The 13999-nt window shown below is 45.0% G+C and carries 18 protein-coding genes and 1 other annotated feature; all 18 genes read left to right on the forward strand.

Annotated features, from left to right (window positions below):
- The first annotated feature begins 128 nt into the window (after positions 1-128).
- A complete protein-coding gene (locus tag ACFOGI_RS03265; RefSeq protein WP_390268364.1) occupies positions 129-911 on the forward strand; it encodes a peptidoglycan DD-metalloendopeptidase family protein in 783 nt (260 codons plus the stop codon).
- Entirely contained in the window at positions 895-1761 is an 867-nt protein-coding gene (locus ACFOGI_RS03270) for a site-2 protease family protein (RefSeq protein WP_390268367.1), read from the forward strand. The genes ACFOGI_RS03265 and ACFOGI_RS03270 overlap by 17 nt, the downstream gene beginning before the upstream one ends.
- 65 nt (positions 1762-1826) lie before the next feature.
- Positions 1827-1896, forward strand: a sequence feature (ribosomal protein L21 leader region).
- 13 nt (positions 1897-1909) lie between these two features.
- Positions 1910-2218: a 50S ribosomal protein L21 gene (gene rplU / locus ACFOGI_RS03275; protein WP_390268369.1), complete on the forward strand. Its 309-nt coding sequence runs from the start codon at positions 1910-1912 to the stop codon at positions 2216-2218.
- A 12-nt stretch (positions 2219-2230) separates the two neighbouring features.
- Complete coding sequence (locus tag ACFOGI_RS03280; RefSeq protein WP_390268372.1) at positions 2231-2560, forward strand: ribosomal-processing cysteine protease Prp; 330 nt, start codon at positions 2231-2233, stop codon at positions 2558-2560.
- A 13-nt stretch (positions 2561-2573) separates the two neighbouring features.
- The gene (gene rpmA / locus ACFOGI_RS03285) at positions 2574-2864 is read left to right on the forward strand and encodes a 50S ribosomal protein L27 (RefSeq protein WP_390268375.1); all 291 of its coding nucleotides are present in this window, start codon (positions 2574-2576) and stop codon (positions 2862-2864) included.
- 172 nt (positions 2865-3036) lie between these two features.
- Complete coding sequence (locus ACFOGI_RS03290) at positions 3037-3564, forward strand: Spo0B domain-containing protein (protein ID WP_390268378.1); 528 nt, start codon at positions 3037-3039, stop codon at positions 3562-3564.
- 11 nt (positions 3565-3575) lie between these two features.
- The gene (gene obgE, locus ACFOGI_RS03295; protein ID WP_390268381.1) at positions 3576-4856 is read left to right on the forward strand and encodes a GTPase ObgE; all 1281 of its coding nucleotides are present in this window, start codon (positions 3576-3578) and stop codon (positions 4854-4856) included.
- Between the two features lie 12 nt (positions 4857-4868).
- The gene (gene pheA, locus ACFOGI_RS03300; protein ID WP_390268384.1) at positions 4869-5759 is read left to right on the forward strand and encodes a prephenate dehydratase; all 891 of its coding nucleotides are present in this window, start codon (positions 4869-4871) and stop codon (positions 5757-5759) included.
- 124 nt (positions 5760-5883) lie between these two features.
- Positions 5884-7005 (forward strand): SafA/ExsA family spore coat assembly protein, encoded by a 1122-nt coding sequence (gene safA, locus ACFOGI_RS03305; RefSeq protein ID WP_390268387.1) that lies wholly within the window; start codon positions 5884-5886, stop codon positions 7003-7005.
- 178 nt (positions 7006-7183) lie between these two features.
- The gene (nadE, locus tag ACFOGI_RS03310) at positions 7184-7924 is read left to right on the forward strand and encodes an NAD(+) synthase (protein WP_390268414.1); all 741 of its coding nucleotides are present in this window, start codon (positions 7184-7186) and stop codon (positions 7922-7924) included.
- 101 nt (positions 7925-8025) lie between these two features.
- Positions 8026-8583 (forward strand): YhcN/YlaJ family sporulation lipoprotein, encoded by a 558-nt coding sequence (locus tag ACFOGI_RS03315; protein WP_390268390.1) that lies wholly within the window; start codon positions 8026-8028, stop codon positions 8581-8583.
- A 66-nt stretch (positions 8584-8649) separates the two neighbouring features.
- Positions 8650-9378: a YebC/PmpR family DNA-binding transcriptional regulator gene (locus ACFOGI_RS03320; RefSeq protein WP_390268393.1), complete on the forward strand. Its 729-nt coding sequence runs from the start codon at positions 8650-8652 to the stop codon at positions 9376-9378.
- 169 nt (positions 9379-9547) lie between these two features.
- The gene (ruvA, locus tag ACFOGI_RS03325; protein ID WP_390268396.1) at positions 9548-10165 is read left to right on the forward strand and encodes a Holliday junction branch migration protein RuvA; all 618 of its coding nucleotides are present in this window, start codon (positions 9548-9550) and stop codon (positions 10163-10165) included.
- 11 nt (positions 10166-10176) lie between these two features.
- The gene (gene ruvB / locus ACFOGI_RS03330; RefSeq protein WP_390268399.1) at positions 10177-11184 is read left to right on the forward strand and encodes a Holliday junction branch migration DNA helicase RuvB; all 1008 of its coding nucleotides are present in this window, start codon (positions 10177-10179) and stop codon (positions 11182-11184) included.
- Positions 11181-11378: a DUF2905 domain-containing protein gene (locus ACFOGI_RS03335; protein ID WP_390268402.1), complete on the forward strand. Its 198-nt coding sequence runs from the start codon at positions 11181-11183 to the stop codon at positions 11376-11378. Before ruvB ends, ACFOGI_RS03335 begins: the two co-directional genes overlap by 4 nt.
- A gap of 21 nt (positions 11379-11399) precedes the next feature.
- Entirely contained in the window at positions 11400-12428 is a 1029-nt protein-coding gene (gene queA / locus ACFOGI_RS03340; RefSeq protein WP_390268405.1) for a tRNA preQ1(34) S-adenosylmethionine ribosyltransferase-isomerase QueA, read from the forward strand.
- 15 nt (positions 12429-12443) lie between these two features.
- Complete coding sequence (gene tgt, locus ACFOGI_RS03345) at positions 12444-13583, forward strand: tRNA guanosine(34) transglycosylase Tgt (protein ID WP_390268408.1); 1140 nt, start codon at positions 12444-12446, stop codon at positions 13581-13583.
- A gap of 30 nt (positions 13584-13613) precedes the next feature.
- Positions 13614-13871, forward strand: coding sequence for a preprotein translocase subunit YajC (yajC, locus tag ACFOGI_RS03350; RefSeq protein WP_390268411.1), 258 nt, complete (start codon positions 13614-13616; stop codon positions 13869-13871).
- Positions 13872-13999: the final 128 nt, after the last annotated feature.

Consider the following 13999-nt stretch of genomic DNA (forward strand, 5'->3'; position numbering starts at 1 on the left):
CCGTATACGGGTCCGTACGTACGGTGGTGTGAGAGGACGGAGGTTAGTCACCTCCTCCTACTCGATTCATATCTTTGCTTTGTCCCACATATAATTTTCACAAATGCATGTGAAGGATTGTGAGGATAATGAGCAGAGGTGTTAGGAAAGTTCGTCAATCCATTGAAAGAAGAAAAAAGCTTCGCGGACTGCCTGCCGGAAAGGATACGGAGAAAGAGCAACACGTTTTCCCGGCATTTTTACAAGAGGAAGAAAAACACGGAGTATATCCGGATTTTTCGGAGGAGGGTAGTGTTACGGAAAAAAACGAACATCATCCAGCCAAAGGGATGGCCATACGAGCTGTCATCTCTGCACTATTATTCGCAGGGACGGCCTTCATCATTCAAACAGATGCCGAGTTGTTCAAGGAGCCTAAAAATTGGACAACAGAAGCATTGACGGAAGAATTTCCCTTCGCAAAGGTCAATGTCTGGTATCAGGATACATTTGGCGGGCCTATGCAGCTTTCCCCTCAACCGAGCACTGATACGGAGACAGTTACACAAGACCAATTGACACTGCCTGTTTCCGGAAGTGTAAAAGAATCTTTTCAGACAAATGGGAAAGGGATAAAAATAGCTCCTGGTGAAGAAACGGGAGTGGCAGCACTGGAAGATGGAGTGGTGGTCTTTGCTGGAAAGGACCGGGACACAGAACAGACAGTCATTATCCAACATCCAGACGGCAGTAAATCCACCTATGGCTTTCTTAGTGCTTTGAATGTGCATCTTTATCAGTTTGTCGAACGCAGCCAAAAGATTGGCAGCTTTTCCCCAGTGCAGGAAAGGGAATCCATGTATTTCTCTATCGAAAATAAAGATAACTATGTCGATCCGGTCCAGGTGATAAAAGTTGACGACACTCCATAGTTTACTTCCCAGAATCCATGTCCACCCTATACTCATGGTATTTATTGTCATTTCTTTTCTAACCGGGACGTTTGTTGAACTGGCTGCCATTCTATCTATTGTATTTTTTCATGAGCTTGGTCATTATACGGTGGCCAAGCTGTTTAAATGGCGGGTCGAAAGTATTATCCTTTGGGTGTTCGGGGGGATTATGGAGACCGATGAACATGGAAACAGACCGGTGAGAGAAGAGGCCCTCGTCACTCTTGCCGGCCCTATGCAGCATGTATTCATTTATATCTTCATTTACATCGTGTCCACCTTCCACCTATTCCCTGAATCTATCGTCGAACTTTTAATGTATTACAATACGGTGATTCTACTTTTCAATCTAGTCCCGATCTGGCCGTTGGATGGCGGCAAACTATTATTTCTATTCCTAACCAGCTTTCTTCCATTCAAAAGGGCATATTATTCTGTATTGGTTTTTTCAATGGCCAGCAGTTTCGCACTACTGCTAGCAGTGCTGTTATTTTATCCCTTCACCCTGAGCATTTTTCTAATCTGGCTGTTCTTATTAATGGAAAACAGAACGGAATGGAAACAGAGACACTTTGTTTTCCTGCGTTTCCTGTTGAAACGGTATGAAGGGAATAATCCGGTCAAAGCTGTCCAGCCGATCCATGTGACATCAGATAGTACTTTTATGGATGTTTTCTCAGAATTTATGCGGGATCGGAAGCATTCCATTTATATATCCTATCCGGATGCCCGGCGATCTTTAATGGATGAAAATGATTGCCTGAAAAGCTATTTCCATGATAGGCTATATGATAAGCGTATTGGGGAAGCAATGGATTATGTATTCTAGTTTGGGCGACAGCTTGACAAGCGAATCAAATACATGGTAACATCAATACGTTATTCATCGTAGCACCAGTGCTACAACCGCACAGATCAGGTTGAAACCCAGGAGGGTGCCTGTATGGCGAGTCTGAGTTATCTAAGGAGGTGCAGGTATGTACGCGATTATTGAAACAGGCGGAAAACAAGTTAAAGTTGAAGAAGGCCAGGAAATTTTTGTGGAGAAAGTTACAGCAGAAGCAGACGAAGCTGTCACTTTTGATAAGGTCCTTTTCGTAGGCGGAGATGATGTTAAAGTTGGTGCCCCATATGTGGACGGCGCTACCGTAACAGCTAAAGTTGCAAAGCAGGGGCGTCAAAAGAAGGTCACTGTTTTCAAATATAAGCCAAAGAAAAACTATCACCGCAAGCAGGGCCATCGTCAGCCTTATACGAAACTAGTGATTGATAAAATCAATCTGTAAGGATTCTAATTCATGATTCAAGTAACTGTGTTCCGTTCTAATAATCAAATTGAAGCATTTGAATTATCTGGACATGCTGATTCCGGCCCATATGGGTATGACTTAGTGTGTGCCGGCGTATCTGCTGTTTCCATTGGAACAGTAAATGCAGTGATGGAATTATGCGAAGCAGACCTCGAAATTGAGCAGGGCGGTGAAGGTGGATATCTTCATGTAAAGATCCCTGAGTCTCTTAATGAGACTATAAGGGAAAAAGCCGGCCTTTTATTCGAGGGGATGCTGATCTCTTTAAGATCAATCGAGGCTGAATACAGCCAATTTATCAAGATAAAAAATAATTAAGGAGGTGGAACTTATGCTACGTCTTGATTTGCAGTTTTTCTCCCAGAAGAAAGGTGCAGGTAGTACAAAAAACGGTCGTGATTCCGAAGCGAAGCGTCTTGGCTCCAAGCGTGCAGATGGACAGTTTGTAACAGGCGGATCCATTCTTTACCGTCAGCGTGGAACCAAGGTTTATCCAGGTGAAAACGTTGGACGCGGTGGAGATGATACGCTGTATGCTAAAATGGACGGCGTTGTGAAATTTGAGCGCTATGGTCGTGACCGCAAGAAAGTAAGTGTCTACCCGGTTGCACAAGAAGCATAATAGTCTGTGAGAAAAGCCCCAGCCAATTTTTTGGCTGGGGCTTTTCTAATATGTTTAATACAAGCAAGTACATCCATGATCATAGCCCCAACCCGAAGCAGATGGTCCTTGAAAGTATGAAATCTTTAAATTTTTCTGCTATAATTTTCATAGATATTGGGGGGAATGTCGGATGGAGGAGAAAGAAGTTATAAATGTCTTACAGCATTACCGTCATGATTTAATGAATAATTTGCAGGTAGTGCAGGGATATTTAACAATGGGAAGATCGGAAAAAGTGAAGAGTAAAATCGAGAGCATGCTTCAGGATTATAAAGAAGAGAGCAGATTGATGGGGTTAAAGGCTCCCTGCTTCACCCTCTGGGTCTTGCGTTTTGACCACCTTCACAGCAACTTGAGGATGAAATACCGGATAAAGACAGAGAGTAAAGATTTATCCACTGCCGACAAGGTTGTGACGGAACTATGCAAGAAAACCGTGGATTGGCTGAGGGAAGCTTGTGAAGAAACACGAATGTATGACATAATACTGGAAGTGACGGAAACTGAAACGCCCTCCAGAATTCAAGTGAGCATCCTGCTGACTGGAGAGGTTCAGCACACACGGATGGAAGAACAGATTCTTCCGGATGAAAGAATACATGTAAGACAAACAGCGGATGGGATGAAATGTGACCTTTTTGTTCCATTGACTATATGAGGTGAACGAAGATGTTTGTAGATCAAGTCAGTGTTTATGTGAAAGCCGGAGATGGGGGTAATGGCCTTGTAGCGTACAGAAGAGAGAAGTATGTACCAAAGGGCGGACCTGCCGGTGGTGATGGAGGTAATGGTGCAGATATCATTTTCGAAGTGGATGAAGGGTTGAATACCTTGATGGACTTTCGCTACAACCGCCATTTCAAAGGAAAACGCGGGGAGAATGGCATGAGTAAGAATCAGCATGGGAAGAATGCAGCCCCATTAGTAATTCCAGTTCCACCCGGCACCACGGTGATTGATGAAGATACAGAAGAGGTGATTGCGGATCTGACAGCCCATAAACAGAGAGCAGTCATTGCCCAAGGTGGAAGGGGAGGAAGAGGTAATTCCCGATTTGCCACACCAAAGAATCCTGCTCCAGAATACGCCGAGAACGGGGAGCCTGGTCAGGAACGCAATATAAAGGTGGAATTGAAATTGTTGGCGGATGTCGGTCTTGTCGGCTTTCCGAGTGTCGGTAAATCCACCTTTCTTTCTGTCGTCAGTGCAGCCAAACCGAAAATCGCTGATTATCATTTCACCACCTTGTCACCTAATCTGGGGGTTGTAGATACTGGGGATCAGCGCAGTTTTGTGATGGCTGACTTGCCTGGCCTTATCGAGGGCGCCCATGAGGGAGTAGGCCTTGGCCATCAATTTTTGCGTCATGTGGAACGTACGAGAGTCATCGTCCATGTTATAGACATGGCCAGTACGGAAGGACGCGATCCATTTGAGGATTATCAGAAAATCAATGAAGAACTGAAGGAATACGATGACAAGCTGATGGACCGGCCGCAGATTATAGCCGCTAATAAAATGGATATGCCAGGTGCGGAAGAAAATCTTCACACCTTTCAAGAAAAGATGCAGGAAGACTTTCCTGTTTATCGAATATCAGCTATAACGAAGGAAGGGCTCCGTGATATTCTCTATGCGATTGCAGATACACTGGAAAGCATCCCTAAAACGGTTACGGAAATCGATGATACAGAAGAGAAAGTGATATACCGATACCAGAAGGAAGAGGCTCCATTCGAGATAACCCGCGACCCAGATGGTGCTTTCGTTTTATCCGGCACTAAGATAGAAAAACTGTTCAAGATGACGGACTTCAATAGAGATGAAGCTGTCCAGCGTTTTTCCCGGCAAATGAGGGGGATGGGTGTAGATGAAGCGTTGAGGAAGCGCGGAGCTAAAGATGGAGATACAATCAGGTTACTGGATTTTGAATTTGAGTTTATTGAATAGGTGGTTTTCCAAATGAAGCTGGAAGAAGCAGTAAGGGAGAGGCTGACGTTGACAAAGAAAATAGGGTACTTGGGACCTAAAGGAACTTTTACGAAAATGGCAGTAGATTCCACATTCAATGGAGAGGATAAGCAGGCTTTTGACACAATACCTGCCTGCATGGATGCAGTGCAGGCAGGCGACATAGATATAGCTGTGGTGCCTTTGGAAAATGCAATAGAAGGGACCGTACAAATGACGGTTGACTATCTGGTCCATCAAGTAAGGCTGCCGGTGGTTGCCGAAGTAGTTGTACCCATTCAGCAACATCTGCTGGTTCGTAAAGATTTTTCCGGGGGATTGGGGGAGATAACCGAAGTACACTCCCATACACAGGCTATCGCACAGTGCCATCAATTTATTCACCAGCAGCTACCCAATGCAGAAGTACATTTTGCATCATCTACAGCAAAAGCAGCAGAAATGGTCAGTACGAGTGATGCACCAATCGCTGCCATTGCAAACAGACTGGCGGCAGAAGAGTATGGACTGAGAATCATGTCGGAAAGCGTCCATGATTATTCCAATAACCATACCAGATTTGCTGTACTTACGAAGAATGCAGACGATATCTCGATCAAGCATCCAGTACAGACAGAAAGGACTTCCCTGCTGATCACCCTGCCGAGTGACCATGCAGGTGCCCTTCATCAGGTACTGTCCGCGTTTGCTTGGAGGAAAATGAATCTTTCTAAAATAGAATCGCGACCGATGAAGACCGGTCTGGGCAACTATTTTTTCATCATTGATGTAGATCAGCCATATGATGAAGTCCTTTTCCCTGGTGTAGAGGCGGAACTACAGGCACTGGGATGCAAAGTTACGATGTTAGGTACATACCCTGTTTATCAGGTCGAAATGTAGAAAATCGCTCCAACCTTTTCAGGGAGGAGCGATTTTTTCGATGGAGACATCAACTTTTCTTTTTTTCTGCATATGTTGATATAGAGTAATTAGCCCAGTTTCAGAAATGAGAGGAGTTTTTGACTTGAAAATACACATTGTACAAAAAGGGGATACATTATGGGAAATCTCCCAGCAATATGGCGTTGACTTTGAGCAGCTGAAGGATATGAATTCGCAGCTTTCCAGCCCTGATATGATCATGCCAGGCATGAAAATAAAAATACCTGGCACTTCCAAAGCGGTAAAGAAGGACAATCAGCAAGCAAAAGAAACACAAAAGAAGGAAGTTCAAAAACCGGCGGTACAACCGCCACAGCAAGAAAAAGTGCAGAAGAGCCAGCCAGAGCAGCAACAACCGCTCCAGCAAACGGAACAGCCAAAACAAACGAAACCGAAGCAGCAGAAAGAAAAGACCGAACAGTTCCAGCATAAACAGCCCTCACAACATCCGTACAAGGATATTTCCGTCAAGCCTTTCCCTGTATTAAAAGAGGATGATGAAAATGAGCCAAGCAATGTGAAACCACAAATGCCTGTGAAACCATTGCCTGAAAAGCAGCAGCAGCCACTGCCGGAATTTGACGTCAACAATTACATTTCAGTGGAGTTCCCTGAAATGCCAAAAGCCCCAGAAACAAAAATGGAAAAGCCGAAGAAAGAAGCCAATATGCATGAGATGCCTGCGAATAAAGGTGTGGACCACACACAGCCTTCTATGCAGCCTTCCATGCCAATGGTACCGATGTGCTGCTATGTCGTACATCCTTGTCAGCCGCCGATGCCATTCCCGGTCATGGGCAGCCTCCCAGCGGGATTTAACCCTGAACAGCCTGTCTATGCCAATTTCCATCATCAGCACCCGATGGAGCCAATGAATATGGAATCGTATCATCCGCCAATGGGACAGATGCACACTGGATTTCCGGCGCCACCCCAGGGACAGATGATGGAGCCACTAAGTGATGGTGGTTGCGGATGCCATGGCCCATCCTCTTTTCCACCAGCCCCTCCATATCCGCAAAGGAATGAAGCTAGCAGCCAGCCATGGATGGGACCCGAGCCGACACCGCCAGCCGGTATGTATCCGCCAATACCACCACTGCAGGCAACCGGATTTTCTTTTCCTGCTCCTCCCCCACATCCAGAATATAAGCCAGACCATCCTGAGGCCGGTCAAAAAAAAGATGATGAAACAAAAGAATAGTCGGTGACGAGACGGTTTCGTCTCTTTTTTTTTGTTGAAATGGTCGTATGTTTCATTTTGTCTGTTGGAGGAAATAGATAATGTGAGTAGGAAGAAACGGGAGTTGATTTGGACGAATGGTCGTTTGGTGGTAAACTGATTTTAACATGCAGGTATAATCGGAAGAGGAGAGATGATGATGGAACAACAAGTGAATGAGATTGTGGAATGGCTGCGTAATCAGGTGAAAGATGCTGGCTTGAATGGACTGGTAGTCGGTGTAAGCGGTGGTCTTGATTCTGCCGTAGTAGCCCATTTAATTCAGCGGGCCTTTCCGGACAATTCTCTGGGTGTCAAAATGCCAATTCAGACAAGCACATCCAATTTAGATGACGCAGACCAGGCGATTTCAAGCTGCGGAATCGATTCATTGACTATTGACTTGACGGATACACATGAGGTGATGTACTCCCAAATCAAAAATAGTCTTATGGAAAAAAAAGAGTTCAGTGAAGAGAACGACCAGTTGGCAGGGGCAAATCTACGTGCCAGACTGCGTATGAGCACACTTTATACCATTGCGGCCAATTACAACTACCTAGTAGTTGGTACAGATAATGCGGCTGAATGGTATACCGGTTACTTTACCAAGTATGGCGATGGTGGTGTGGATATTCTCCCGCTAGTGGAGTTTACAAAGGGTGAAGTAAGAGAAATGGCCACCTTTCTCGGAGTGCCGGACCGCATTGTAAATAAAGTGCCAAGCGCCGATTTATGGGAAGATCAGACAGATGAAACAGAATTGGGCACCACCTATGCGACAATCGATGCATACTTGAAAGGGGAAGAGGTTCCCGAAAAAGACAAAGAAATTATTGAAGCACAGCATCGAAAAACTGCGCATAAACGTGGAGATGTCCCCCACTTCCACCGCAGCTGACGGAAAAGTCTGAAGTTCAACAAAGGAATATTTTGGTTATAACTGATTTTGCTTATAATTAAACCTCCCTTACCCAAACTATGGGTGAGGGAGGTTTTATAGTGAAAAAATTGATTGTATCATCAGTTGTATTATATATAGGCCTGCTAAGCGGATGTGCAGGCGATCCAGCAGAAAATGAGAACGCGGAGGGGGTGGAAAGTCAGCCGATACGCTATGATGCACAAGGCGAAAACAGCCAAAAGATGGAGAATGAGGAATCCATCGGGAAAGAAGGGCCGAAAGGGTATCCACAGCAATATCAGGACCGAGCAAATTCTTCTGAGTATGAAAACGGGTATTCAGATCCCTATACCGATGAGGAGACAAAGAGAATCGCAGAAAAGTTGAAGGAACTTGAAGGTATCGTGGGGGCACAGGTGGAAACAACGGATGATCGCCTTTTTATCGCGCTTCAGCTGAAAGAGCACACGGACCCGGACAAACCCGGTCAAATCGAAGAACAGGTGAGATCTATGGTTCCTGAAACAGGGAAACAGGTAATTATCTTTACAGATAGAGCACATTGGGACCGTATGAAGAGCTTAGACAGCCGAGGGACAAGTGGGGAGGATACCAATGACCTCTTCGATGAATATGAATTTCCTCAGGAGGACTAATCCTTTAAAACTCTTCCTTTTTTTGTTATAGTTTAAAAAGGAAATTGTAGAGAGAGGGGAATGTCCATGGCTGGCCATTCTAAATGGAAGAATATACAGAGAAGAAAGAATGCACAAGATGCGAAAAAAGGTAAAGTGTTCATGAGGCATGCAAAAGATATATATATTGCGGCGAAACAAGGGGGAGGAGACCCTGACACCAATCCCGCACTGCGAACAGCTATTGAGAAGGCGAAAGCAGATAACATGCCTAATGATAATATTGATCGCAACATCAAAAAAGCTACAGGTACCCTGGATGGTGCGAGTTATGAAGAAATCACCTATGAAGGTTATGGACCGGGTGGCGTCGCTGTAATCGTCAATGTTCTTACAGACAATAAGAATAGAACTGCAGCAGAAGTAAGGCATGCCTTTAAGAAAAATAATGGCAATCTAGGTGAAAACGGTAGTGTTTCCTTCATGTTCGACCGGAAAGGATATATCGTCATTCTTGATGAAGAAGGTGTCAATGAGGATGAACTTACTCTGGAAGCACTTGAAGGCGGTGCAGAAGATCTTGTGCCAGTAGAAGGTGCATTTGAGATATATACAGAACCGGAGAGTTTCCAGCAGGTTGTGGATCATTTGACAGACAGCGGATATACCATTGAAGACAGTGAAGTGACCTTATTCCCTCAAACATACAGCCAACCCAGCGAAAAAGACGCTGAAAATATGAACAAATTGATTGAACAGCTGGAAGAGAGTGAAGATGTCCAAGATATCCATCATAATTTCCAGGAGACCGATTAATTGAACATGGCATTTATGAGCAGCTTCTATTTCCTAGATGGGAAATGGAAGCTTTTTATACGGAGGCTCGGCTGCGGGAAGTGACCTGTCACTAAGCTGGGGTCTATGCAGTTTTCTAAAAGCATGGGTATATGCTAAAATGGTTGAAGATGGCAAAGGAGTAAGTATAATGATTGCATATATAAAGGGGAAACTCGTCCAGATTTTGGATGAAGCAGTAATTGTGGATGTTCAAGGAATTGGTTATGAAATTTTCTGTGCCAATCCATTTGCCTTTCAGGATTCATTTGGGAAAGAGGTGCAAATCGATACATATCATCATGTGAGGGAAGATGCCCATATCCTGTATGGTTTCAAAAAGGCAGCAGAAAAGTATTTATTCACGAAACTGATATCAGTGTCCGGAATCGGCCCGAAAGGTGCACTAGGCATCTTATCTTCCGTCGATGCAGCTGGTTTTGCAGCTGCAATTGAGAGAGAGGATGAAAAGTTCCTTACCGGATTTCCTGGTGTAGGCAAGAAGACAGCCAGACAGATGATTCTTGATTTGAAAGGAAAACTCACCGATTTGGTAGTATCACAGCAGGATATGCCTGTGGATGAACCAAAAGATTATGACCGGCCGGATAACAACACATTACTCGACGAAGCCTGTGAGGCCTTACGAGCACTTGGCTATTCGGAGAAAGAGTTAAGGAGTATCCGACCAGAGCTGCAGAAAGAGAAGTCAGCAGGTACAGATGAACTGATCAGGAAGGCCCTGTCCTTGCTGATGAAAAATAGATAGGGGGGAGAATGATGGAAGAGCGCATGGTAACAGGTGAATTACATGGTGACGAAACCTCCATAGAACTTAGCCTTCGACCCGAAAGATTGGAACAATATATTGGACAAAAAAATGCCAAGGAGAATCTTCGAATTTTTATCCAAGCGGCTAAAATGAGGGAAGAACCCCTTGACCATGTCCTCCTCTTTGGCCCTCCAGGATTGGGGAAGACCACCCTTGCAGGAATCATTGCCAATGAAATGGGCGTACAATTCCGTACCACCTCAGGTCCAGCGGTTGAAAGGGCCGGAGACCTCGCTGCCATACTTTCCTCCTTGGAACCGGGTGATGTCCTGTTCATTGATGAAATCCATCGGCTTCCCAGGTCTGTTGAAGAAGTTCTATACCCAGCCATGGAAGATTTCTTCCTCGATATCGTCATCGGCACGGGTCCCAGTGCCCGTTCGGTCCGCATCGATCTTCCTCCTTTCACCCTTGTAGGGGCTACGACAAGATCAGGTCTGCTATCAGCACCGCTAAGAGACCGTTTCGGTGTGTTGAGCAGACTAGAGTTTTATGAAACAGAGGACTTATGTTCCATTGTGGAACGAACGGCTGAGATTTTTGAAACAGAAATAACGGAGGAGGCTGCCTTGGAGGTGGCCCGCCGCTCAAGGGGGACCCCAAGGATTGCCAACAGGCTGTTGAAGAGAATCAGAGATCTTTCCCAGGTAAAAGGGGAGAAGGCGATAACACTGGAAACAACCGGGCATGCATTGAAGATGCTGCAAGTGGATAAAGAGGGGCTGGACCACATTGATCATAAACTCTTAAGAGGGATTATTGACGGCTTCCGTGGAGGGCCGGTCGGCCTCGATACCATAGCGGCTACCATCGGAGAAGAATCACAGACCATTGAGGATGTCTATGAGCCTTACTTGCTTCAGCTAGGGTTTATACAGCGGACTCCGCGAGGGAGAGTAGCTACAGCCAAAGCATATCACCATTTTGGTTTGAAGACAGAGGATGAATCATCATGAACATCAGCAAAATTTTCATCCTGCTCGGCATCGTCTTTCTGCTGATCGGATTTCTGTGGTCATTCATAGGAAAGCTCCCAGGAGATATCAGCTTTCGTCGGGGCAACTTTTCTTTTCATTTCCCGATCATGACTTCCATCGTGGTCAGTATCATACTTTCCTTGATATTTTTTATTATAGGAAGGTTTCGCTAAGACAGAAGAAGGAGTAATTACATGAATATAGAAGATTTTGATTTTGACCTACCAGAAGAATTGATAGCTCAAACCCCCTTGAAAGATCGGACAGCGTCCCGTCTTCTTGTTCTCAATAGAGATAACGGTGAAATTCAGCATAGGCGCTTTCCGGATATAAAGCAGTTTCTCAAGCCGGGAGATTGTCTTGTATTGAATGACACCAGAGTACTGCCTGCGCGCCTTTATGGGATCAAGGAAGATACTGGTGCGAAAGTGGAAATCCTACTGTTGCACCAACAGGAAGGTGATGCTTGGGAAGTCCTGGCCAAACCGGCAAAAAAGGTGAAAACGGGCAGCGTTCTATCGTTCGGAGATGGAACACTCAAGGCAAAATGCATAGGAACCAAGGAACATGGCGGCAGGGTTCTCGAATTTTTCTATGACGGCATCTTTTACGAAGTATTGGACCAACTTGGAGAAATGCCGCTCCCACCCTACATTAAAGAGCAACTTCCTGAAAAGGAAAGATATCAGACGGTGTATGCAAAAGAGGAAGGATCTGCCGCGGCACCTACGGCAGGTTTGCATTTTACTACGGAGCTTTTGCAGGAAATCAAGGAGATGGGGGTAGAGATAGCCTTCATTACCTTGCATGTAGGGCTCGGAACTTTCCGGCCTGTCAGCGTCGAAAATATTCATGAACATAAGATGCATGCAGAGTTCTATCATATGTCCCAACATACTGCAGAAAAGCTCTCCAGGATACGGAAGGACAATGGTAGGATCATTTCTGTTGGTACGACGTCTACCAGGACGTTGGAAACGATTGTCCGTGATAATGAAGGAGAGTTCCGGGAAGCCAGTGGGTGGACAGATATTTTTATCTACCCGCCGTATGAATTCAAAGCAGTAGACGGTCTGATTACAAATTTCCACCTGCCGAAGTCTACACTGATCATGTTAGTTAGTGCTTTGACAGACAGGGAAACCATACTGGATGCATATAACGAGGCTGTGAGGGAAAGATATAGATTCTTCAGTTTCGGCGATGCTATGCTAATTTTATAATAAAGGACGAAGGTTATGACAGCGATCACGTATGAATTTATCAAAACATGCAAGCAGACAGGCGCACGACTGGGCCGTGTACACACGCCCCATGGGTCGTTTGATACTCCCACCTTTATGCCGGTAGGCACCCTCGCTACCGTGAAGACGATGAGTCCGGAAGAACTGGAAGAAATGGATGCACGGATCATCCTTTCAAATACGTACCATTTATGGTTGCGTCCAGGGCATGAAATTATTCGTGAAGCGGGAGGGCTTCATAAGTTTATGAACTGGGATGGAGCCATTCTTACAGATTCAGGTGGCTTCCAGGTATTCAGTCTCAGCGATATGCGGAAAATCAAGGAAGAGGGAGTCCATTTCCGCAACCATTTGAGTGGCGAGAAAATGTTTCTATCTCCGGAAAAAGCCATGGAGATACAAAACGCACTTGGATCTGATATTATGATGGCGTTTGATGAATGCCCTCCGTATCCAGCAACTTATGATTATATGAAGTCCTCCGTTGAAAGGACGTCACGTTGGGCAGAAAGGTGCTTGGAAGCCCATCAACGTCCGGAAGATCAAGGGTTGTTCGGGATTATACAGGGGGGGGAGTTTGAGGAACTCCGCAAGCAAAGTGCAAGGGACCTTATATCCTTGGACTTTCCTGGTTATGCAATCGGTGGTCTCTCCGTGGGAGAGCCGAAAGATGTGATGAACCGGACATTGGAATTCACCACTCCATTGATGCCGGAGAATAAACCTCGCTACCTAATGGGAGTAGGCTCACCCGACTCTCTCATAGATGGTTCCATTCGAGGGATAGATATGTTTGACTGTGTCCTTCCAACCAGGATAGCCAGAAACGGTACGTGCATGACTTCCAATGGGCGGCTCGTTGTTAGAAATGCAACCTATGCCAGAGATTTCCGTCCCATCGATGAAAACTGTGACTGTCATGTATGTAAAAATTATACAAGGGCTTATATTCGCCACTTGGTGAAATGCAATGAAACGTTCGGGTTCAGACTAACTACTTATCATAACCTGCATTTTCTGGTAAAATTGATGGAGCAAGTCAGGAATGCGATAAGTGAGGATCGACTTGGTGATTTCAGAGAAGAATTCTTTGAACAATATGGTTTAAATAAACCGGATGCAAAGAACTTTTAAAAGAACTTGAGGGAAAGGAGGGGAATGGATATGGAAATGTTAGTTTCATTATCACCGATCATCTTGATGTTCGTCATCTTTTATTTCCTGTTGATACGCCCACAACAAAAAAGGCAAAAGCAGGTAAGACAGATGCAGAATGATCTCCAAAAGGGTGATACAGTCATCACAATTGGCGGCTTTCACGGAACAATCCATGCATTGGATGAAGGTACAGTCGTTCTGACTACTGAGAATGGTACTAAGCTTACTTATGATCGTTCAGCCATCCGTGAAGCAAAGAAATAATTTAATGTATGGAATACATACAAGAAATGTAAGAAGGGCAATACATCAGTATTGCCCTTCTCAGGCTGTCGAGAAAGTTCTCGACAGCCTTATTTTTTTGTTCATTTTTCTGAAATTCATTTTCTTCA

The sequence above is a fragment of the Virgibacillus xinjiangensis genome, from assembly GCF_042643145.1.
Lineage (GTDB): Bacteria > Bacillota > Bacilli > Bacillales > Amphibacillaceae > Virgibacillus_O > Virgibacillus_O xinjiangensis.